20 protein-coding genes are annotated in these 21,032 nt (G+C 42.2%); 5 read left to right on the forward strand and 15 right to left on the reverse strand.

The features are described from left to right. Positions 1–16 precede the first annotated feature (16 nt). From LZG71_RS17030 to ilvD, 11 genes are all read right to left on the reverse strand, one after another. Positions 17–349, reverse strand: coding sequence for a hypothetical protein (locus LZG71_RS17030; protein ID WP_233822290.1), 333 nt, complete (start codon positions 347–349; stop codon positions 17–19). Between the two features lie 110 nt (positions 350–459). Next, on the reverse strand, positions 460–1,308 hold the full coding sequence (locus LZG71_RS17035) for a helix-turn-helix domain-containing protein (protein ID WP_233822292.1): 849 nt from the start codon (positions 1,306–1,308) through the stop codon (positions 460–462). 4 nt (positions 1,309–1,312) lie between these two features. Beyond that, complete coding sequence (locus LZG71_RS17040; RefSeq protein WP_233822294.1) at positions 1,313–1,660, reverse strand: DUF86 domain-containing protein; 348 nt, start codon at positions 1,658–1,660, stop codon at positions 1,313–1,315. Further along, positions 1,641–1,949, reverse strand: a complete 309-nt coding sequence (locus LZG71_RS17045) for a nucleotidyltransferase family protein (protein WP_233822296.1) — start codon at positions 1,947–1,949, stop codon at positions 1,641–1,643. Before LZG71_RS17045 ends, LZG71_RS17040 begins: the two co-directional genes overlap by 20 nt. A 78-nt stretch (positions 1,950–2,027) precedes the next feature. After that, a complete protein-coding gene (ilvA, locus tag LZG71_RS17050; protein ID WP_233822298.1) occupies positions 2,028–3,287 on the reverse strand; it encodes a threonine ammonia-lyase IlvA in 1,260 nt (419 codons plus the stop codon). A 25-nt stretch (positions 3,288–3,312) separates the two neighbouring features. After that, entirely contained in the window at positions 3,313–3,558 is a 246-nt protein-coding gene (locus tag LZG71_RS17055; RefSeq protein ID WP_233822300.1) for a type II toxin-antitoxin system HicA family toxin, read from the reverse strand. Continuing rightward, the gene (locus tag LZG71_RS17060) at positions 3,555–3,767 is read right to left on the reverse strand and encodes a 2-oxoisovalerate dehydrogenase (protein WP_233822302.1); all 213 of its coding nucleotides are present in this window, start codon (positions 3,765–3,767) and stop codon (positions 3,555–3,557) included. The genes LZG71_RS17055 and LZG71_RS17060 overlap by 4 nt, the downstream gene beginning before the upstream one ends. 340 nt (positions 3,768–4,107) lie before the next feature. Beyond that, positions 4,108–5,154 carry a ketol-acid reductoisomerase gene (gene ilvC / locus LZG71_RS17065; protein ID WP_233822304.1) on the reverse strand — a complete coding sequence of 349 codons (1,047 nt, stop codon included), beginning with the start codon at positions 5,152–5,154 and terminating at the stop codon, positions 4,108–4,110. 62 nt (positions 5,155–5,216) lie between these two features. Next, entirely contained in the window at positions 5,217–5,750 is a 534-nt protein-coding gene (gene ilvN, locus LZG71_RS17070; RefSeq protein ID WP_233822307.1) for an acetolactate synthase small subunit, read from the reverse strand. 56 nt (positions 5,751–5,806) lie between these two features. Next, positions 5,807–7,567, reverse strand: coding sequence for a biosynthetic-type acetolactate synthase large subunit (ilvB, locus tag LZG71_RS17075; RefSeq protein ID WP_233822309.1), 1,761 nt, complete (start codon positions 7,565–7,567; stop codon positions 5,807–5,809). Positions 7,568–7,646: 79 nt separating this feature from the next. Then, positions 7,647–9,335 carry a dihydroxy-acid dehydratase gene (gene ilvD / locus LZG71_RS17080; protein ID WP_233822311.1) on the reverse strand — a complete coding sequence of 563 codons (1,689 nt, stop codon included), beginning with the start codon at positions 9,333–9,335 and terminating at the stop codon, positions 7,647–7,649. A gap of 331 nt (positions 9,336–9,666) precedes the next feature. Between ilvD and murQ the strand changes: the two genes are divergently transcribed. Continuing rightward, entirely contained in the window at positions 9,667–10,470 is an 804-nt protein-coding gene (murQ, locus tag LZG71_RS17085; protein ID WP_233822313.1) for an N-acetylmuramic acid 6-phosphate etherase, read from the forward strand. Positions 10,471–10,542: 72 nt separating this feature from the next. Here murQ and LZG71_RS17090 read toward each other — a convergent pair whose 3' ends face one another. Then, complete coding sequence (locus tag LZG71_RS17090) at positions 10,543–11,334, reverse strand: NIPSNAP family protein (protein ID WP_233822315.1); 792 nt, start codon at positions 11,332–11,334, stop codon at positions 10,543–10,545. A gap of 84 nt (positions 11,335–11,418) precedes the next feature. Further along, positions 11,419–12,450: a type IX secretion system membrane protein PorP/SprF gene (locus LZG71_RS17095; RefSeq protein ID WP_233822317.1), complete on the reverse strand. Its 1,032-nt coding sequence runs from the start codon at positions 12,448–12,450 to the stop codon at positions 11,419–11,421. Between the two features lie 225 nt (positions 12,451–12,675). On the opposite strand from LZG71_RS17095, the gene LZG71_RS17100 reads away from it, so the two are divergent. The 3 genes from LZG71_RS17100 (at position 12,676) to LZG71_RS17110 (ending at position 17,253) form a co-directional block, all read left to right on the forward strand. Then, the gene (locus tag LZG71_RS17100) at positions 12,676–15,558 is read left to right on the forward strand and encodes a PKD domain-containing protein (RefSeq protein ID WP_233822319.1); all 2,883 of its coding nucleotides are present in this window, start codon (positions 12,676–12,678) and stop codon (positions 15,556–15,558) included. Between the two features lie 115 nt (positions 15,559–15,673). After that, positions 15,674–16,699, forward strand: a complete 1,026-nt coding sequence (gene ruvB, locus LZG71_RS17105; protein WP_233822321.1) for a Holliday junction branch migration DNA helicase RuvB — start codon at positions 15,674–15,676, stop codon at positions 16,697–16,699. 128 nt (positions 16,700–16,827) lie between these two features. Beyond that, a complete protein-coding gene (locus LZG71_RS17110) occupies positions 16,828–17,253 on the forward strand; it encodes a (deoxy)nucleoside triphosphate pyrophosphohydrolase (RefSeq protein WP_233822323.1) in 426 nt (141 codons plus the stop codon). Here the strand turns inward: LZG71_RS17110 and LZG71_RS17115 are convergent. After that, complete coding sequence (locus LZG71_RS17115) at positions 17,236–18,597, reverse strand: dihydroorotase (protein ID WP_233822325.1); 1,362 nt, start codon at positions 18,595–18,597, stop codon at positions 17,236–17,238. The genes LZG71_RS17110 and LZG71_RS17115 overlap by 18 nt on opposite strands. Positions 18,598–18,760: 163 nt before the next feature. On the opposite strand from LZG71_RS17115, the gene LZG71_RS17120 reads away from it, so the two are divergent. Continuing rightward, a complete protein-coding gene (locus LZG71_RS17120) occupies positions 18,761–19,456 on the forward strand; it encodes a ComF family protein (protein WP_233822326.1) in 696 nt (231 codons plus the stop codon). A 233-nt stretch (positions 19,457–19,689) separates the two neighbouring features. Here the strand turns inward: LZG71_RS17120 and LZG71_RS17125 are convergent, their stop codons facing one another. Beyond that, the gene (locus LZG71_RS17125; protein ID WP_233822327.1) at positions 19,690–20,946 is read right to left on the reverse strand and encodes an SUMF1/EgtB/PvdO family nonheme iron enzyme; all 1,257 of its coding nucleotides are present in this window, start codon (positions 20,944–20,946) and stop codon (positions 19,690–19,692) included. Positions 20,947–21,032: the final 86 nt, after the last annotated feature.

A 21,032-nucleotide genomic window follows, 5' to 3' on the forward strand; every position in this document is an offset into this window, starting at 1 on the left:
GATCGGGGGGGTAATCCTAAAATACTTTTAAGCGCTTTAGAATCAAAATTGAAATAATTATAAGCAATGGCATCCCGAACAGTTGGAAAATCTCTTTTTGTTTGTTTGATAGGCTTTGATAAAGCTTAACTAATGATAAAAAAACAGGTATTGCCAGTGAGAGTGCTGCACCAACTAAGGAAAGTATGGCAAGAATTAAATAGCCTGCGCTTCTAAAACTTTCATTACTAACACTGGAATGACTTTTATTAGGTTCGGACAAATAGTAAAACAAGCACGCTATTGAACAATTGATGACAAAACCCCAGATAAAAATTTGATACTTTTTATCACCTGCATTTAATTGCATAACAATCGTATTTTATTCCTAGTGGAAATATTCAAACTTACTTTTCAAAAGACGGGAATTATAATAAAAGTAACAATAAGCGATTCATCGATTAAACACATTATACCGAATCACCCATGCCTCTTAGGCGTCACCCCAAATTTCTCCTTATAGGTTTTAATAAAATGAGAAACACTCTCATAACCAATCTCGGTACTAATTTCTGAAACGTTTTTGGTGCTGTTTCTTAACTGAAAATCGGCGTAGTCCAGTCTCTTGTTTTTCAGCCAGAATGCTGGGGAACTATCAAATTCTTCCTGAAAATCCCGCTTGAAGGCAGAAAGGCTGCGTCCGGATAAGCGTGCAAGCTCGTTTAGGGTTAATGGTTTCAGGTAATAGCTGTTCATGAGGAACGAAAGATCTACTTTTTCTCCTTTGTAAAGGCTATATAGAATAGCACGCAGCTGTTGCGAAGCATCCAGTTCGAGCAAGTGAAGTAGTAATTCCTGGAATTTGAGACGTAGGAAATGGTTTTTAAGGGCTGTTCTTGACTTAAAATAGGGAAATACGGATTGTATAAACTTCTCAAAATTATCATCCGATTTGAGAAGAAGAATGGGGTTTTCAAGAATTGCAGTTGGTTCTTCGGCATTGAAAAGCTCAGGATGAAGCCCTACAAATTCCTTCAAAAGTTTTTCGTCAAAAAAGAATACAAGGCTTTTGTAAGATTCATTGATGGATTCAGACATTAAATAGAAACCCCTCTGAATGAACAAAATATCACCCTTTTCAACATGTACTTCCTGTGTAGGGCTGGTGAATTTTTTCTCGCCTTCCAAAACGACAATCACCGCATGTTCTTCAAAAAAAACGTCGTATTTCGACGGATATACTTCGTTGCGATAGGCAACAAAAGTCATATCCTGAATCTTTAACGATTCAAATTCGGAAGAGCTGATATCAGAAGGAACGCGTAGCATGCTATTACTGACGCTTTTCTTCCATGATGATGAAATCAAGCCATTCCTTAGCAAGCGGAATGTTGTTTTGAATTACTTCCCAGACCAACTCGTAATCTACCTGAAAGTATTCGTGGATTAACACATCTCTTAGGCCTGTCATACCACGCCAGTCAACTTCTTTATACTTATAGCGAATTTCGTCGGGTACTTTTTTGGAGGCTTCTCCAATAATTTCAAGACTTCTTAAATAGGCCCGATTAATTAAATCGTCTTCAAGAAATTTATCAAATGTGATAGTCCTAGAGTGCGTTACGAGAAAAGTTAACTCTTTCTGAATATGTTCTAAAAACTCAATCAACGAAGGAGACATATTGAATATCTTTTTTTGCTTCTCTTTGAACGAAGGAAGCCATTCCTTCCCAAGTCAGTAAATCAACTTTTCTTTGAAGTGTTTCCTCTAATAAATCTGCCAAATCAAGGAGATTCTTATACTTTTTCATGCCTGATTTGAATTCGACAACAAAATCAATGTCGCTTGTTTCGTTCTGCTCGTTTCGGGCGAATGAACCAAAAAGGCCGAGTCGTTCAGCACCAAGCATTTGAATAGCTAGTCTACGACTTTGGATTAACTCTATAATATGCTGTTTATCAGGTAGCATAAATTTGGGGGATTGATTAACTGGCTAACAAAGATAACAAATAACCCAGCCATATGATTTTGTATTTTCTAGAGACCATCACACCAAAAACTGAAACAAATCCTGCTGGTCGTTCAGGTATTCGTAAACAACTTTATTTTCATCCATTCTTGAGATAAGCGGTTCAAAATCTTCTCTGTATTTCAGCTCAATTCCTACCAAAGCGGGGCCCTGTTCTTTGTTGGTTTTCTTGACGTATTCAAATCTGGCGATGTCATCATTTGGTCCAAGAACGTTCAAAAACTCACGGAATGCGCCTGAACGTTGCGGAAAACGGATGATGAAATAATGTTTTAGCCCTTCGTAGAGCAGTGAGCGCTCTTTTATTTCCTCGGTTCGGGTGATGTCGTTGTTTCCACCACTGATAAGTGCAACTACATTTTTGCCTTTAATTTCATCTTTTACAAAGTCCAAAGCAGCAACTGTTAATGCTCCGGCTGGTTCGGCAACAATGGCTTCTTCGTTGTAAAGCTGAAGAATGGTAGAGCAAACTTTTCCTTCCGGAATGAGCAAAACCTTATCTAAACTTTTACTACATATGTCAAACGTAATATCACCTGCCCGGCGAACGGCTGCGCCATCTACAAATTTGTCAATATGTTCCAGCGTCACTACGCTGCCAGCTTCCATGGAGGCGTGCATGGTGGGCGATCCTGCTGGTTCTACACCAATTAATTTTGTTTTGGGAGAAAGCTGTTTAAAAACCGTAGAAATTCCGGAAGCAAGTCCACCGCCACCAATCGCCATAAGCAGGTAATCGACCTTGAAATCGGCGTCTTTAAAAATTTCCAAACCTACGGTTCCCTGTCCTTCAATCACCTGAAGATCGTCGAAAGGATGTACAAATGTGGCATTGTTGGCTTTTTGGTATACTACCGACGCGTGATAAGCATCATCATAAGTGTCTCCTACCAAAAGAACATCCACCCATTCTTTTCCGAAAAGACGAACTTGTTTTACCTTTTGTGCGGGAGTAGTCGTAGGCATGAAAATCGCTCCTTTTACCTGCATTTTACGGCAAGCATAGGCAACGCCCTGCGCATGATTTCCTGCACTTGCACATACAACGCCACCAGCAAGAGCTTCGGCACCTATACTGGCCATTTTGTTATATGCCCCTCTGATTTTATAAGAACGAACCGTTTGCAAATCTTCCCTTTTTAGGTAAATATTCGCTTCGTATTGTTCGGATAAATGTGCGTTGTAGAGTAACGGAGTATGGTTTATGATTCCTCTTAGCCGTTCAGCAGCTAGGAAAATATTGTCGAGAGTGGGAGCGGAGTGAAACTGAGTGGTCATCAAATTATGGTTGAAAGGGAACTAATTATCCGAAGAGTACTTCTGAAATGTACTTCGGATCTTTCCCAAAATGTTCTGCAATATCTTTGACGATGCCTCGTAAAGTGTTTGTTTTTATTGGTTTGTGATCAGGAATGGTAATGTGATGCTGACCATTAATAGTAGTTGTAGCACGAATGTGACTGCCTACCTGCCGGGTTTTTTCATACCCAAAATGTCTAGAGCAAAGTTTGAGAAGTTCTTTTCCCGTAAGATCAGAAGGCACTATCATACAATCTCCAAAATTTCGTCTTTAACGAAATGAAGATGGGCAATCTTTGGTTTGTCAGTTGGATTATCAAAATGGCATTCAATTGCTTCCTGAATATTCGTTTTCAGTTCATCCATAGTTTCAGCATCTGTAAAAATGGACTCTCCCAAAGCTCTTGCTGTAAATCCGCCTTCTTCGGCTTCATTAATTAGAAAAATGATTTCCTTCATATTCCTGTGTCTTTTTTGCTTATCAAATATATGATTTTTGACTCAGACTGCAATCTCAACCCTGGCTCCAATTGCTTCGGAGACTAAACAAGCTAACTGTTTACAAAGGTCTGCTTTCAAGGTTTGATATTGTTTTAGAATTAGATCTTCTGACTTGGCTGAAATATGCCTTCTGAGCGTTTCCTCGATGTTGCCGATTTTTTGAATTATACATAATATTTCTATGTCAGGACCGCCAACAAATTCCACACTCAATGTTTTAAGCTAACCTCAGGTTTTATAACAAAAGTACCCCTAAACCAAAAGCTCAGGGGTACATGTATATTGAGATAGTTTAAAACTAGCTGTTTTCAGGACGTAATCCACGTACAGTAGTTCCAGCTCTCCACATTTCTGAATCGCGAAGCTCAGCAAGTTCAACTTCCAGTTTCACGCGGTAGTCAGGTTGTGAGTTACGAGTGATAGAAATCGTAGCTTGTTCTCCTGATTTTACAGAGTTGTAAAGTTGTTCGAAAACAGGCTTAGTTGCGTCACGGAAAGGCTTCCACCAGTCAAGAGCACCACGTTGAGCTGTTGTAGAGCAGTTTGCGTACATCCAGTCCATTCCGTTTTCAGCAACAAGAGGCATCAATGACTGAGTCAATTCTTCAACTGTTTCATTGAATGCTTCTGATGGAGAGTGTCCGTTTGAACGAAGTACTTCATACTGAGCAGCAAAGATACCCTGAATAGCACCCATCAAAGTACCACGCTCACCTGTAAGGTCAGATGTTACTTCACGGTAGAAATCAGTTTCGAACAAATATCCTGAACCAACACCGATACCCATTGCGATACATTTTTCACGTGCTTTGCCAGTTGCATCCTGGAACACAGCGAAAGATGAGTTCAAGCCTTTTCCTTCTACAAACAAACGACGAAGTGAAGTTCCTGATCCTTTTGGCGCTACAAGATATACATCTACGTCAGCAGGAGGAACGATACCAGTCTGATCTTTATAAGTTACACCGAAACCGTGTGAGAAATAAAGCGATTTTCCGGCAGTAAGGTTGGCTTTAACCGTAGGCCAAAGTTCGATTTGAGCTGCATCAGAAAGAAGGTAGCAAATGATTGTTCCTTTTGCCAAAGCTTCTTCAAGTTCGAAAAGTGTTTCGCCAGGAACCCATCCGTCAGCAACGGCTTTGTCCCATGATTTTCCGCCTTTACGTTGTCCAACGATTACATTGAATCCATTGTCGCGCATGTTAAGGCTTTGACCAGGACCTTGTACACCGTAACCGATTACAGCGATAGTTTCAGTAGAAAGTACTTCACGTGCTTTTTCAAGAGGGAATTCTTCACGGGTTACTACTTCTTCTTCGACCCCGCCGAAATTTAATTTTGCCATTGATTATTGATTGGATTAATTAATTACTCGATTTAAAAACAATATTACTAAAAATGAAAATCCTATTGGTAATACTCCCACTCAGCTTCCGGCAGGTAATCCACCAGCGTTTGAGGTGATTTGCTCACTGCCACACGTCCTGATCTTACAAATTCCAGGATTCCGTGCGGTTTGATATAGTCGAAGAACTCGAAAATCTCTTCTTCCGTACCTGTTTTCTGAATGATCACGTATGTCAGGTGCCAGTAAACAACCCATGCTTTGTGAGTCTTGTTAATTGTTTCAATATCAAGAGGTTTTGCGCCAATGGGTGTTGAAATTTTAAACATCGCAATCTCATTGTATGCGATGTCTTCATTCAGATAGCCAAATACAGCCAAAACTTCGATCACCTTACGGATCTGACGAACCAGTTTTTCGACTGCTTCGCGCGACTCATGGTGAATGACGATCGTGAACCGGGAAATACCCTTACGTTCCGTTTCCGAAACTGTCAGACTGTCAATATTTATCCTCCTTCTGGTCAGGATGGTTGTGATCTTGTTGAGAATACCAATCGTATTTTCGGTAAAGACACAAATGGTGTATGCTGTCATAATTTTTTTAGAATTCTTGTGAATGATGTGAAAGGATTTTAGAGATCGATTCTACATTATTCAAGTCTTATATCGGCCACACAAGCTCCGGTTGGAACCATCGGGAATACGTTTTCTTCTTTTTCCACAAGAACTTCCAGTAGATAAGGTTTGTCGGAAGCCAGCATTTTATCAAGAGAATCGTTCAAATCTTCTCTTGCTCCGCAGGTATGTCCGTCTATTCCAAATCCTTTTGCAATGGTGATAAAATCAGGATTTTGAAGTTCTACGAAAGAATAGCGCTTTTGGTGGAAAAGCTGTTGCCACTGGCGAACCATTCCTAAGAAATTGTTATTCAGAATAATAATTTTAACAGGAAGGCCGCTTTGCGCAATTGTTCCCAATTCCTGAATCGTCATTTGGAAACAGCCGTCACCGATAATCGCGACAACTTCACGGTCGGGAGCTCCCACTTTTGCACCAAATGATGCAGGAAGCGCATAACCCATCGTTCCAAGTCCGCCCGAAGTGATGAAAGAATTCGGTTTTTTGAACTGATAGTAACGGGCTGTCATCATCTGGTGCTGACCAACATCCGCAACGATCACCGCCTCACCCTTGGTTTTATCCGAAAGTGTACGAATCACTTCCGCCATTTTAATTTTTTCTGTTGTAGGCGCAAGTTCAGGCTGCGTTATTTTTTCATCCTCAATTTGTGCAAACTTATCAAATTCAGCTCTCCATGCTTTGTGATCGTTTTCTTTCAAAAGAGGAATAAGCAACTCCAATGCCTTTTTTGCATCACCAACTACCGGTGCGTCCGCTTTAACGATCTTATCAATTTCAGCAGGGTCAATCTCAATATGAACCACTTTTGCCTGTTTGGCATAACGGCTTAAATCGCCGGTTACCCGGTCATCGAAGCGCATACCTACCGCAATAATCAGGTCACATTGATTGGTAAGTACATTTGTGCCGTAGTTCCCGTGCATTCCCAACCAGCCCACATAGTTAGGGTGGTCAACTGAAACAGAAGAAAGCCCAAGAAGCGTTGAAGCTGCTGGAATATCTGTTTTTTCAAGCAATTGAATCAGTTCTTGTTCTGCACCAGCAATTTGTACCCCATGTCCAAAGAACAAAAATGGCTTTTTAGCTTCATTTATGAGTTTGGCAGCAGCTACAACCTGGTCTTCTTTCGGAGACAGTCTTGGATGATAACTGATCAGTTTCTCACATTTTTTGTGAACAAATGGTTTAGTCATCAATTTTTGCTGTGCATCCTTAGTAATATCGAGCAAAACAGGCCCCGGACGACCTGATTTAGCTATATAAAATGCCTTGGCAATGATTTCAGGAATTTCATCTGCATTGGTGATCTGGTAATTCCATTTTGTAATCGGAATAGTAACACCCATCACATCTGTCTCCTGAAATGCATCCGTTCCAAGCAAGTGAGACGCAACTTGTCCAACAATACAAACCATTGGCGTTGAGTCAATTATTGCATCGGCAATTCCGGTAACGAGGTTCGTTGCACCCGGTCCGGATGTTACCAAACAGACACCAACTTGACCTGTGATACGCGCAAAACCTTCGGCAGCATGTGCAGCACCTTGTTCGTGACGAACAAGGATGTGATTGACCTGCTCCTGATAATCATAAATCGCATCATAAACAGGCATGATTGCTCCGCCCGGATAGCCGAAAATGGTTTCTACACCTTCGGCAATCAGTGACTGAATGACTGCATGAGAACCGTTAATCAGTTCTGGAGTTGTAACCGGTGCCACTGGTTCAGCGATGTCGGCTACTTGTGTTTGGTTTTCATTAAATTCCATGACCTTTTCTATTTAGTCGGATGAATTTCAAGCTTTCTATATTGTAGACTATGTTTCCATAATCTTTAACTCTCTTCTTCTACGCTTCGTCAGTCACACATCCTTCACTGGCCGACTTCACCGTACGGATGTATCTTCCCAACATTCCTTTTGTGAACTTTGGCTCTGGTTGTACCCATGCTGCCTTTCTTGCTGCCATTTCTTCATCAGAGATATGAACAATCAGTTGGCGGGTATTTGCATCGATTGTGATACGGTCGCCGTCTTTCACAAGGGCAATCGGACCACCGTCAAATGCTTCCGGCGTAATATGCCCTACTACAAATCCGTGTGTTCCTCCTGAGAAACGGCCATCTGTGATCAGTGCAATTTTGTCTCCAAGTCCGGCCCCCATTACCGCAGATGTAGGTTTTAACATTTCCGACATTCCCGGTCCGCCCTTTGGTCCTGCATTACGGATTACAACTACATGTCCTTCTTTGATCTCACCTTGGGAAAGCATGGTAATAATTTCCGATTCGTGCTCACAAATTTTTGCTTCGCCGTCGAAAGTCAAACCCTCTTTACCTGTAATTTTTGCAACCGATCCTTGTGGCGCAAGGTTTCCGTACAATACCTGAATGTGGCCCGATGACTTTATCGGTGATTCAAGTGGGAAAATGATTTTTTGTGTTTCAAAGTTAAGATCAGGTGCTTCGGCAAGATCTTCCGCCAAAGTTCTTCCCGTTACGGTAAGACATTCACCGTGGATCAAACCTTTTGAATACAAATATTTCATTACAGCCGGCACACCACCAATTTCCAAAATATCTTCCATGTAATATTTACCGCTTGGTTTCAAGTCAGCAATAAATGGAACGCGATTGGAAATTTCCTGGATATCGTCCAATGTCAATGGTAGATCCGCTGCGCGGGCAATCGCCAAAAAGTGCAAAGCTGCGTTGGTAGAGCCACCCAATGCCATTACAACGGTAAGTGCATTTTCAAGAGATTCTTTGGTGATGATATCTCTTGGTGTAAGGTTCAATTCCAACAGACGTTTCATTGCAACGCCTATTTTTTTGCATTCCTCCTGCTTTCCTGCATGGGTTGCAGGATAACTGCTGCTGAAAGGAAGGCTCAATCCCATTGCTTCAATGGAAGCAGCCATGGTATTGGCAGTGTACATACCACCACAAGCGCCCTGGCCCGGAATCGCATTTTGAATTACACCTTTATAATCTTCGTCGGATATATTGTTTGCGAATTTTTTGCCGAGAGCTTCAAATGCAGAAACGATATCCAGTTTTTGTCCTTTGTAATGTCCTGAACGAATTGTTCCGCCATACACCATAATGGCAGGACGATCAAGGCGCGCCATGGCCATTATAGCACCAGGCATATTTTTATCACAACCTACAACCGCTATTACACCATCGTACCATTGTGCAGCAACCACAGTTTCAATAGAATCAGCAATAATATCACGGCTTGGAAGTGAGTAGCGCATGCCGTCATTTCCATTTGTCATACCATCGGATACACCAATGGTATTGAAAATAAGACCGATCATATCGTTGTTTGCCTGAACACCCTGTTTTACATAAACAGAAAGTCCGTTCAGGTGCATATTACATGTATTTCCTTCGTAACCTGTACTGGCAATTCCGATTTGGGGTTTTTCCATATCGGCTTCTTTCAAGCCAATTCCGTACAACATCGCTTGCGCAGCCGGATTGGTTACTTCCTGAGTTAGGGTTTTTGAAAATCTGTTAAGTTCTGTCGCCATTGGTGAATATGTTGTAAATAAAAAACCTCACTCATTTTGGTGAGCGAGGTGTAAGATATCAGGTTGTATATCATCCTCACTCACGCTCTTGGCGTGACTAGCACTAGGACCGGAATGAGAATAGCTTGTTTCATGTATAAAAACGTAAATTTTAAGTCTAGCGAAATTTCGCTGATTTGTTAATTTCGTTACAAATTAGAAGTCAATCTTTTTATTTTCCAAATAATGGAGCAATTTTTTGAAAATATTCTTCGATAAATACCAAATTTACATTGGTAAAAGAATGGTATGAGGAAAACAATTACTTTTGAAATCAAAAATCGGCAATATTATGCTTACCACAGAATCATCATCTCTTTATAATAATCTTGAACAAATGAGTGTTCAGGAAATCCTGAATTCGATCAATCGGGAGGATCAAACCGTGCCTGCGGCAGTGGCAAAATCGATCCCGCAAGTAGAAGCTTTGGTAGAACAGATCGTGCCCCGAATGAAAAACGGAGGAAGATTATTCTACATTGGAGCCGGTACCAGTGGCCGGTTGGGGGTGGTGGATGCTTCTGAATGTCCGCCTACTTTCGGAGTTCCTTTTGATCTTGTTGTAGGAATTATTGCAGGAGGTGATACCGCAATCCGGAAAGCGGTTGAAAATGCCGAGGACGACTGGAATCAGGCGTGGATAGATTTGGCTTCGTATGGGGTCAATGAGAATGATACCCTTATTGGTATTGCAGCTTCTGGGAGAACACCTTATGTAATAGGAGGGCTTAATGAAGCAAAAAAAGCAGGTTTGCTTACAGGTTGTGTCGTCTGTAACGATGGTTCGGCAGTGGCAAAAGCAGCGGAATTTCCTGTTGAAGTAGTCGTGGGGCCTGAGTTTTTAACCGGAAGTACTCGTATGAAATCAGGAACGGCTCAGAAATTGGTATTGAATATGATTTCGACTTCGGTCATGATCCGTCTGGGAAAAGTGAAAGGCAACAAAATGGTAGACATGCAAATGACCAACGAAAAGCTGGTGAATCGAGCCATTCACATGATTATTGACGAATTGGGAGTATCGCCTGATGAAGCTGAATCTTTATTGGAAGAATATGGAAGTGTACGTGGAGCGATTGAGGCTGTTAAGAAATAAAATAGGTTACAATAAAAAAGGAGCAATCAGCCCATGTAAGTTGATTGCTCCCAATGTTTTCAGTCGAAAGTTTTAAATGTCCGAATACTCTGTTGGATACAAAAATAGCTGCACATTTTTAGATACATTATTCTGATATTCAGGATTAACCTTCAATTTATTCCACTCAGCATCGTCGCTGAATGATTTCCAGTGTGCATCACGATCTGCCTTATTTGCAAATGTTGTCATGTACATCAGGTTAGGCATCTTGCTTCCTGCAATTACTTCACCATAGAAAACAGCGTTAAATCCTAACCTTTCAAATAGCGGTATTTCTCCTCCCGCATTGAACATTTTTAGCTTATTCCGGTAAATTTTCTCCGTATGCCCTTCATAGCTGCGCAACTCGTATATGCGTTCACTTTTCGGACCGTCCAGTTTGGATTTTGCATGAACGGGCATTTGGTCAAATGCCTGTAAGATAATCGATTCGAATCTTGAATAAGGTGGGTTTTTATACTCGGCATCAATGTAATCTCTCCCTGCTGCAAGGTATCCTGCGTCTTTATCAAGCTGTTTTGGTAAAGTATATAGTTGATCCAGTGATTTGAGAGGCGTTAATACATAAACCAGTTTTCCGGCCGCGGCAGTATCGGATTTTACTGGCTTAAAAACACCTACACTTTTTATACCCAAACGATGCAATGCAGGTATGTAGGCTTCTTTCAAATACTTTTCAACCCGTGATTCCTGATCAGCATTTTTTACCTGATATATTCTTATCTCGTAAAATTCTTTTTTGGGTGGAGCAGAGAAAGCATTGGAAGCGATTATCAGAAATGCCAAACTTAAAAGAATGGAGATTTTGGATGAATTAAACATGCGATAAGCTAATGGTTAGGTATTAATATTAATACAGCAAAGACGGCCTTTTCTGTACTTTACCTTATCCAATATTTAAAAAATTTAGAATTTTGGGCAGGATAATTGCTTTTTGCTGCTTTTTGATCTCTTTTGTTTTGGGGTGAGAGGCTCAAAAACGTATGAGAGCGATATTTCATGTGCGCCACCACTGCTTGCACCAAGGGTAGAGATCGTTACATCGTAGCTGTACCCGATTGAAAATTTGTCCTGACGAAAACCCGCAAGGAAAACAAGTGATTCGTGGTTGTTTATGCCTTTTTCGTATTGCTTGAAGGGGATTCCCCGGTACCATGCACCTAATACAAGGGGTTCGAGGGTTACGTATAAGCCTGCATCGAACTGATCATATTTGCCCTGTTTTTTATACATGATGGCAGGAGATATTGTTTTCTCCTTATCAATCTCATTTCCCAGATAAGTATAACCTGCAAACGGAATACGAAGACCCGCCTGAAAACTTGTTTTCATAGGAAGACGGGCAGTTTCGACTGAAGAAAATGCCTGATTCGGTCTGTTTAGATGATGTGCTGAAATTCCTGCCCAATACCAGTCGGAATATACCATTAAACCGGACCCAAAATCAGCATAATTTACATTCGGACCACCCTGCGCATATGGATCCTGTGATCCACCAGGCTGCAACCCACCATTGTTATATTGATCACCAAAAGTAAGACCGAAATAATCGAGCGTTCTGGAAGCGAATCCTCCTTGAATACCAAGGCGTAGAGATGTGACGTCGTTTAGCTGGATTTGGTACGAATATTGTAACGCAATGTCTGTCGATTTTAGGTTTCCTAATCCCTGGCTATCCATTGTAACTAATACGCCCAGGCCACTGTTGTAGTTGGGAAGGAAGACATCCGCACCAAAGCTGGTTGTTACGAAATTAGCAGAAAGTGATGGCCACTGGTTGCGGTAATTGACTGTTGCACGAGGTGCAAGTGCGCCACCAGCAAGGGCAGGGTTAAGGTACAGCGGGTTAGCGTAAAACTGTGAAAATTGTGGATCCTGACTCCAACCTTTCTGGCAAAGAAGTGTCAATATCAGGAAAGAAAGTATATGCTTGGTCATAAATGGTATACATTAACTGGCTTTTCAGAACATGAACGAAAAACCAGCAAAAAAAATACAAATATATTTCCACGAAAAGTGGTCAAATTGCGTATTAATATTCAAATTAGAATGCTTTTTATGACATTACCGCACAAAATTTTAACATTTTATTTTCGTTAGAACAATCAGGTAATGAGAATATCTAAAATGAATGGTTGGGGGCGATTGATCTAGTAACGAAACATGACTCAATTTTATAATAAACTGTCGCAACAATTTTATTGTTTTTTCTTCCTGATGCTCCTTCTGGCTGTTACAGGAAAGGCGCAGGATTTCACAGTTGATGGGCAATGTATGCTAAATCCCGACTGTGAGGATGATTCAACCACATTTACAGATACGCATGGGACCGCTATTGCGTGGCAATGGAGCTTCGGCGACGGTGGAACTGATACAAGAAAAATCGCACAGCATTCTTACGCCACTCCCGGACCATATACAGTTACTTTGGTGCGAACCTTACCCGGCGGCACTAGAGAGACATTAACCAAGGCTATTAATATTGGTGAACTGCCTCCCGTTTTTCAGGAATGGAAAGCGGATACGACCATTTGTAAAGGCGATACGCTCACACTGGATCCTTACCCTAACGGTGCGCCAGCGGGAGCCAAATTTTTATGGTACCCCAAAGGTGACACCACTCAGACTTTAAAAGTTGACAGTGCAGGATGCTACTCGGTGGAGGTCTTTTTGAATGGCTGTAAAATACAGGATCGGGTAAATGTAAAAATCTGTATTGAACCTCCTGCTCAGGAAGGAGCCAAATGGTATTTTGGTGGCAATGCGGGTCTTGATTTTTCTAATAATCCACCTTCTCCTATTACCGATGGAAAGGTAAATACTCCGGAAGGAACTTCGTCTATTGCCAATTCGAATGGTCAGTTGCTTTTTTATTCGGATGGGATTAAGATATGGAATAGGGATGGGGAGGAGATGCCGTGTTTTAACGCGGCTTGCGAGCCTTTGAAAGGTAGTCCTAATAGTACGCAATCGGTGCTCATCGTTCCTCAGCCGACCTGTAAAGGTTGTGAATACCTGTTTAATGTATTTACAACTTCTGATATCAATGGAGAAAAGCTGTTAACCAAAAGTGTGGTTGATATGCGTAGGGAAAATGGTAAGGGAGCGGTAATTGAGCAAAATACAATCCTGCAACAGCCTACAACGGAACGCCTCGCCTCTGTTCGTAATGATCGGGATAGTACCTACTGGGTTATTTCTCATGATTACGGTACCAACAAATTTCGGATTTTCCATGCAACCACAGGCGGTTTGATAGAAACCAGTGCTCCGGAGTTAGGAATGCCACACGACAGTCTGCACAAGGGCGAAGGTTACATGAAGTTTTCATCACCGGACACGACTAACGGACAGAGACGCCTTGCTGTGATTGTACCCGGGCCTCCTACCAATTATGTTGACTTGTTTTACTTTAATGACTCTACCGGAACACTTACGCATGACAAGACAGTTAATCTCGGGCCTGCTCCACCTACGGCTTATGGTATAGAATTCTCTTCATCGGGTGAAAAAATGTACATTTCATTCCAGGGAGAAAATGGAACAAAGTCAGTCCTGAAACAATACGACCTGACAATGCCGGACAGTCTTTTAACAGAGACTGCCATAACAATAGACAGCTCTGCCACCCAGAAATACGGTGCACTTCAATATGCTCCCGATGGCAAAATTTACATGGCCATAGAGGGAAGTGAATACCTGGCAACAATAGGAGAGCCTGAAGGCAACTCTGTGAGAGGTGTTGAATATGAAAGAGAAGGGGTTAACCTCGGAGGAAAGAAAAGCCAGCTTGGATTACCCTCTATGGTGCAGGATTTTAGTCAGGATGGTTCTGGGGCTGGTTTTGAGGCGGATGGTTTTTGTACGAATGAACCTACAACATTTGAGGCGAGCCCGGTGTGTGATCCTTTGAAAAATACTTATGCCTGGGATTTTGATTATGACCCTGCTGCTCCAAGTTTCACGCAACCGTCCGAACAGCAACAGACAACGCATACTTACACACAGGCCGGTACTTACAAAGTAGCTTTATTACTTACCGTTGAAAATTGCAGAGATACTACCGTTGTACAGGAAATAACAATTTATGAAACTCCGTTGGGAATTGATCTGGGACCTGACAAGGACACATGCGGAGCTTATGTGCCATTGAAAATTAATGTTGAGGCAGAAAATTATGTATGGATGCGAAGAGGAAGAGTGATCAGCCGTCAACAAGAATACCGGGCTACGGCAACTGGCGATTATATTGGAATTGCCTACAATGGTCCCAATAACGAATGTTTTTCATCAGATACCATTAAGATAACGCTTCGTCAGCCACCACCATTCTCCATTGGACCGGATACCACCATGTGTCGCGACAGCTCCGTTATGCTTTCTGTGGAGAGCACAAGATGGATCGAATTCAACTGGAGCACTGGTGAAAATACCAGGGACATAAAAGTTGAGTCGCCAGGGACATATTCGGTAACTGTTAAGGACGGGAATAACTGCTATAATTCTGACACATTGCAGGTAGGAGAGCTGCCTTCCCCGGTATTGAATCTGCTTCCCGAATATATCATATGTATTCCAGATGGACAGTCCGTAATGCTTGACGCCAACGGGGTTGGTGATATAAAGTATGAATGGCAGCATTCAGGAGACACTACGCGGACTGTTAGTGTCAATACGGAGGGTGTATATAGTGTTATTGGAACCAACACCGACGGTTGTTCTACTGAAAAATCCACAAGTGTAATTGATAAATGCGAACCGCGATTCTTTATACCCGACGCATTTACGCCAGATGGAAACGGTCCGCAAGTCAATGAAAATCTGGAAGTCTTCGGAGCCTATTACGTTAACTTCACCATGCGTATATACAACCGTTGGGGAGAGGTGATCTTTGCAACGGATTCTGTTGAAAAACGCTGGGATGGTACCTACAAAGGGCTTAAAGTGCAGCCAGGTGTTTATCCGTATGTCATTTCTTACGAGGCTCAATATTTCCCTGAACGAAATCCGGTTGTGAAACGTGGTTCAGTGATGGTCATCCGCTAGCTGCTTTCGGTTTTGACGATAAAAACGGTTATTTTTGTTTAAATAACTCAAACAGTTGTAAGCTAAATTTGTTGGATACTTCCTGCTAAATTTTAGTTGCCTATACTTCAAAAACATGCGTCAGGATTATTTGTCAGGAGATAAAGAAAATCTTTCCAATACCGAAAAAGAGATCGAACGGGCGCTTCGTCCATTGTCTTTTGATGATTTTACAGGTCAGGACAAAATCCTTGAAAACTTAAAGATTTTTGTACAGGCGGCCCGCCAGCGCGGTGATGCGCTGGATCATGTACTATTACATGGTCCTCCCGGTTTGGGTAAAACCACCCTTTCTAATATTGTTGCCAATGAGCTTGGAGCGGGAATCAAAATAACTTCCGGGCCTGTTTTGGACAAGCCCAGCGATCTGGCAGGTTTGCTCACCAATTTACAGGAACACGATGTACTTTTTATTGATGAGATACACCGTCTTAATCCCATTGTAGAGGAGTATTTGTACTCTGCTATGGAGGATTATAAAATCGATATCATGCTCGACAGCGGACCTAATGCCCGTAGCATTCAAATCGGCCTGAATCCTTTCACCTTAATTGGCGCTACTACCCGTGCGGGAATGCTTACATCCCCCTTACGTGCGCGTTTCGGGATCAATGCGCGCCTGGAATATTATGACGCAGCACTTCTGACAACCATTTTAAAACGTTCATCTGCGATTTTAGGAACTCCTCTGGAAGATGATGCAGCATTTGAAATTGCCCGCAGAAGTCGTGGAACACCTCGTATAGCAAACAATTTGCTCCGTAGAACCCGCGATTTTGCACAGGTGAAAGGTAATGGCAGAATAACCGTTGCCATTGCCGAAATGGCTTTGTTGGCATTGGACGTAGATCAGAACGGACTTGATGAAATGGACAACCGCATATTGAGTACCATTATCGAAAAATTTAAAGGCGGGCCGGTTGGACTTTCAACCATTGCCACAGCCTGCGGAGAAGAAGCGGAAACGATTGAAGAGGTTTACGAGCCTTTCCTGATACAAGAAGGGTATATGAAGCGCACTTCAAGAGGTCGTGAGGTAACAGAAAAGGCTTTTCGTCATTTAGGCATTTTGCCACGACATAGGTCAGGAGAGTTGTTCTGACATACAGGAGACTATTTCCTGATTATGTTCACATTACTAAATAATTACCAATTTAAATCGGAAGCATGGCGCTGTCTTTTTAGGACAAAGTTTCGTACTTTTGCGGAGAATTTAGTGTCACCGCTTGTATGATTGAAACTCTGGTTCCTGTAAAGTTGGTTGTGAGAGTGCCTTGTGCGATTATCGAACATCATGGAAAAATATTGGCAGGCCAGCGGAGCCCTATGTTGTCCTTTCCACTAAAATGGGAATTTCCGGGAGGCAAGCAGGAGGAAAATGAGACGGATGAGGAGACGCTTGCCAGAGAAATACAGGAAGAACTTGGTGTAGAGATTCGGATCATCGAAAAACTACCGGTTACAGTAAAAGATCAGGGTTGGCGGGAAATTATCCTTGTGCCTTTTGTTTGTGCTCTGCAAACAGAAAACATTACGCTTACAGAACACGAACAGATTGTATGGCTGGAACCGGACGATCTTCCTTCTCTCGACTGGACAGAAGGAGATCTTGGGATTATCCAGAGTTATTATCAGTATTTAGCGGTTAAAAAGTAATCTTTCTCCTTTTACCGATTCATCAAAGTTTCCGTTTTCGTACACCAGATGTCCTGAAACAAAGGTGTGTGTGATGCGTGAACCAAATTTAGTCCCTTCAAAAGGTGACCAGCCACATTTGGAATAAAGATTTGTTTTTTCTACGTCTGTTTCACCGTTAATATCTACCAGCACAAGATCCGCATGGTATCCTTCACGAATATATCCTCTGTCTTTAATATCAAAACAGTCCGCCACAGAATGCGTCATTTTCTCAATGGCTCTTTCCAGTGGAATTTTGCCTTGTTTACTTAGTTCGAGCATTACATTCAGCGTATGCTGCACCAAAGGCAGACCGGAAGGAGATTGCCAGTATGGTTGCGCTTTTTCTTCGATCGTATGAGGTGCATGGTCGGTCGCAATTACATCAATGCGGTCGTCGAGTAATGCTTGTAAAATGGCTTTTTTATGATGAGGAGCCTTAATTGCCGGGTTGCATTTGATATCATTTCCTAGTGTATGATAATCTTCCGCATCAAACCATAAATGATGCACGCAGGCTTCTGCTGTAATGAGTTTTTGTTGATTGTTATCCAGCAAAATCTTACCGTTTCTTCTCTCACCTGGTTCAAAAAGGAAAACTTCTTCTCCCGTGGAAATATGCAGGATGTGCAGGCGTGTATTGTGCTTGTGAGCAAGCGAAACAGCAAAAGTGGAAGATGCAAGGCAGGCTTCCTCATTACGTATCAGCGCGTGAATATTATATGGAACATTCTCACCATATTTTTCTTTATAAAACTCCATACGGCGCTTTACAGTTGGTTCGTCCTCACAATGCGTAGCGATGATACAGGGAGCATTTGCAAATATTTTTTCAAGAACATCCGGTGCATCTACCAGCATATTGCCTGTTGAAGAACCCATAAATATTTTGATCCCGCATACTTCCGCCGGATTTGTCCGCATTACTTCATCATAGTTGTCATTGGACGCACCCATGTAAAATGAATAGTTGGCCAGGGACGTCTCTTTTCCAATCTGATATTTATCCGCCAGCAATGGCTGTGTGAGCGTGTTTGGAACGGTATTGGGCATTTCCATGAAAGATGTTACACCGCCGGCAACAGCCGCCTTGGATTCGGTATAAATTTTGGCTTTGTGCGTGAGCCCCGGCTCGCGGAAATGGACCTGATCGTCGATAATACCCGGAATTAAGTGCAAACCTTTCGCATCAATAATTCTGTCTGCATCAATATGTTGCAAGTCGCCTCCAATTCTGGAAATGTGACCATCAGCAATTAGCACGTCAGATTGCTGAATTTTATTTTCGTTAACAACCAGGGCATTCAGGATAAGCGTTTTCATTCCGGAGCAAGTATTTTAATGAACCCTGCAAAGTTATTCAGTGACGGGCTAATTACTAAGGATTGAGGGGTTGGTTTTAGAAATTAGTTGAATGGGGTTTGTGAGTTTTTATTTACAGAAAGAATTGTCCGATTGTAACTTCCTAATTCATTGACGATTAGAAATGGCAAATCTGAAATCGGTATGGTTTGATTTTGTTGACCTGATTTTTCCACGTTGCTGCGAGGCCTGCGACGAAAGTCTGGTTGGCAATGAGGAGACTGTCTGCACCTCCTGCCGGATTGCTTTACCCAGAATTGAAAAGAATGGTGTGCATGCCGAAGGGGTTCAGTATCGGTTTGTTGCTATTCCGGAGGTTGTGTCCACGCAGGCTTTTTTACTTTTTACCAAAAGAGGAAAGGTTCAGAAACTGCTTCACGCATTGAAATATAAAGGAAACAGGGAGGTCGGTGTTTTGCTGGGTTTTATGTTTGGTCAGGAGCTTATTGCGGAAAAGAGGTTACCTGATGCTGAATTGATCATCAGTGTGCCTTTGCATAAAAAGAAAATGGCAAAGCGGGGTTATAACCAAAGCGATTTACTTGCCGAAGGGCTTTCCAATGCAACTGGCATTAGATGGAGCGGGACAGCACTTTCCAGGAATAAATATACTGAAACGCAAACAGGCAAGAGTAAAAAGGAGCGGCAGGATAATGTGGAAGGTGTATTCAGTGCTGAAAAGGGAAGGGATTACAAGAGTGTTATTCTGATAGATGATGTACTGACAACCGGTGCTACACTCGGAGCCTGTGTTGAGGCCCTGAAGAAAGCAGGCTGCCGGGAATTTCATATACTTACCATTGCTGTGGCGCAGCATTAAGATTCCTCCCGGTCTGAACGCTTTTTAGTGGTCTGAACGGAGAGGAGTTAAGGAGTTAAGGAGTTAAGAATGAAGAATGAAGAATGAAGAATGAACCGGGGTCGCGGGCGACAATGAAGAATGAACCGAGGTCGCGGGCGTCAATTAGAAATTTTTTGATGAAGGAATTATTACAATCAAAAAAGCCATTGCTCCGATCCGGAACAATGGCTTTTAAACTATTCGCTTAACTATTATTTTCTGCTTCCAGTCGCAATCATCGCGCAACGGAAACCTACCATCGCAGTAGCAGAATCCTGATCCATGTAGCGACGTGTTCCTGGTGACAACCAGTATGCAACGTCAGACCATGATCCGCCTTTGTAAACACGTAGGTTATCGCTAATGATTGAGTTAGAATTTTTAGTATCGTAATTTTTAGCATCATCCTGATATCCATCACGACGGAAAGAGTTCAAATCGTTCACGTCAGTGTTAGACATTGGACGATAAACGTCATAAACCCATTCGCTCACGTTTCCGGCCATGTCGTACAATCCGTTGTCATTAGCGGGATAGGAACGAATTTCCTGAGTAATGATCGCACCATCATTGGATTTTCCTGCAATACCAGCGTAATCACCAGGTCCGCGTTTGAAGTTGGCAAGCATTGTTCCTTGTTTACGTCCACGCGGGTTACGCATTGTAGAACCATCCCAAGGATAAATTCTTTGGTTTGACTGGTTTTCATCCGAATACTGCGTACCGATCATTGCAATGGCAGCATATTCAAATTCTGCTTCTGTTGGAAGACGGTAAGGAGGCATTACGTAACCGCTCTCAATACGTAGCTGAGGAGCTGGTCCTGAACTTGCCACAGCTTCTGCCTCAGCAGCCGCTGCTTTCTTTTTCTTGCCAAAAGAGAAACCTTTTTTCTTTCCTGCCGCCGCACCGGCAGTGTTGTTAGCCTGACTAACCGCTGCTGTACGCCAGGCGCTGTAATCGTTTGCCTGAACCCACGATACACCCACAACCGGATAAAGACGGAAACCAGGGTGACGCAGATACATGGTTACGTAAGAGTCATTGAATGACAATTCGTTGAACCAAACCGTAGTATCAGGTAAAGCTTTCGCATAAAACTCTTCAGAAGAATCCCGCTGAACAGCATTTAGATATTCAAGATAGTGAACGTTCGCAACTTCCGTCTGATCCATGTAGAATGACTGGATACTTACGGTACGTTTTGGATTATCTCTTCTTCCCATTACCTCTTCTTCAAGAGAACCCATCGTAAAACGACCTCCCTCAATGTAAACAAGGTCAGGTCCGGCAGGTAATGCCTTATACTGTTTTACTTCAAAGCCATCTTTACCGTTGTAGGCCAAACCCGTTTTAGAGCTTTCTTTGCCCGGTTTTAAACTGGTTGGTCTTTTCTTTTTACTACAGGAAGTGGCCGCTAATAACACAATCAAAATCAGCGCGATCGACCGGATACCCATCTTATGCATGCAAATCATTGCTTTAAAGTGACTTAAGTGTTTTGTATTTTTATAGTATGCGAAACCGCAAATGTATGAAATGAATCGAAATTATT

Source organism: Dyadobacter sp. CY312 (assembly GCF_021390535.1).
Classification (GTDB): Bacteria; Bacteroidota; Bacteroidia; order Cytophagales; family Spirosomataceae; genus Dyadobacter.

Bases quoted from the DNA above. Each gene is read 5' to 3' on its own strand.
- LZG71_RS17030 (WP_233822290.1), bottom strand. From the start codon at position 349: ATGCAATTAAATGCAGGTGATAAAAAGTATCAAATTTTTATCTGGGGT.
- LZG71_RS17035 (WP_233822292.1), bottom strand. From the start codon at position 1,308: ATGCTACGCGTTCCTTCTGATATCAGCTCTTCCGAATTTGAATCGTTA.
- LZG71_RS17040 (WP_233822294.1), bottom strand. From the start codon at position 1,660: ATGTCTCCTTCGTTGATTGAGTTTTTAGAACATATTCAGAAAGAGTTA.
- LZG71_RS17045 (WP_233822296.1), bottom strand. From the start codon at position 1,949: ATGCTACCTGATAAACAGCATATTATAGAGTTAATCCAAAGTCGTAGA.
- ilvA (WP_233822298.1), bottom strand. From the start codon at position 3,287: ATGACCACTCAGTTTCACTCCGCTCCCACTCTCGACAATATTTTCCTA.
- LZG71_RS17055 (WP_233822300.1), bottom strand. From the start codon at position 3,558: ATGATAGTGCCTTCTGATCTTACGGGAAAAGAACTTCTCAAACTTTGC.
- LZG71_RS17060 (WP_233822302.1), bottom strand. From the start codon at position 3,767: ATGAAGGAAATCATTTTTCTAATTAATGAAGCCGAAGAAGGCGGATTT.
- ilvC (WP_233822304.1), bottom strand. From the start codon at position 5,154: ATGGCAAAATTAAATTTCGGCGGGGTCGAAGAAGAAGTAGTAACCCGT.
- ilvN (WP_233822307.1), bottom strand. From the start codon at position 5,750: ATGACAGCATACACCATTTGTGTCTTTACCGAAAATACGATTGGTATT.
- ilvB (WP_233822309.1), bottom strand. From the start codon at position 7,567: ATGGAATTTAATGAAAACCAAACACAAGTAGCCGACATCGCTGAACCA.
- ilvD (WP_233822311.1), bottom strand. From the start codon at position 9,335: ATGGCGACAGAACTTAACAGATTTTCAAAAACCCTAACTCAGGAAGTA.
- murQ (WP_233822313.1), top strand. From the start codon at position 9,667: ATGCTTACCACAGAATCATCATCTCTTTATAATAATCTTGAACAAATG.
- LZG71_RS17090 (WP_233822315.1), bottom strand. From the start codon at position 11,334: ATGTTTAATTCATCCAAAATCTCCATTCTTTTAAGTTTGGCATTTCTG.
- LZG71_RS17095 (WP_233822317.1), bottom strand. From the start codon at position 12,450: ATGACCAAGCATATACTTTCTTTCCTGATATTGACACTTCTTTGCCAG.
- LZG71_RS17100 (WP_233822319.1), top strand. From the start codon at position 12,676: ATGACTCAATTTTATAATAAACTGTCGCAACAATTTTATTGTTTTTTC.
- ruvB (WP_233822321.1), top strand. From the start codon at position 15,674: ATGCGTCAGGATTATTTGTCAGGAGATAAAGAAAATCTTTCCAATACC.
- LZG71_RS17110 (WP_233822323.1), top strand. From the start codon at position 16,828: ATGATTGAAACTCTGGTTCCTGTAAAGTTGGTTGTGAGAGTGCCTTGT.
- LZG71_RS17115 (WP_233822325.1), bottom strand. From the start codon at position 18,597: ATGAAAACGCTTATCCTGAATGCCCTGGTTGTTAACGAAAATAAAATT.
- LZG71_RS17120 (WP_233822326.1), top strand. From the start codon at position 18,761: ATGGCAAATCTGAAATCGGTATGGTTTGATTTTGTTGACCTGATTTTT.
- LZG71_RS17125 (WP_233822327.1), bottom strand. From the start codon at position 20,946: ATGCATAAGATGGGTATCCGGTCGATCGCGCTGATTTTGATTGTGTTA.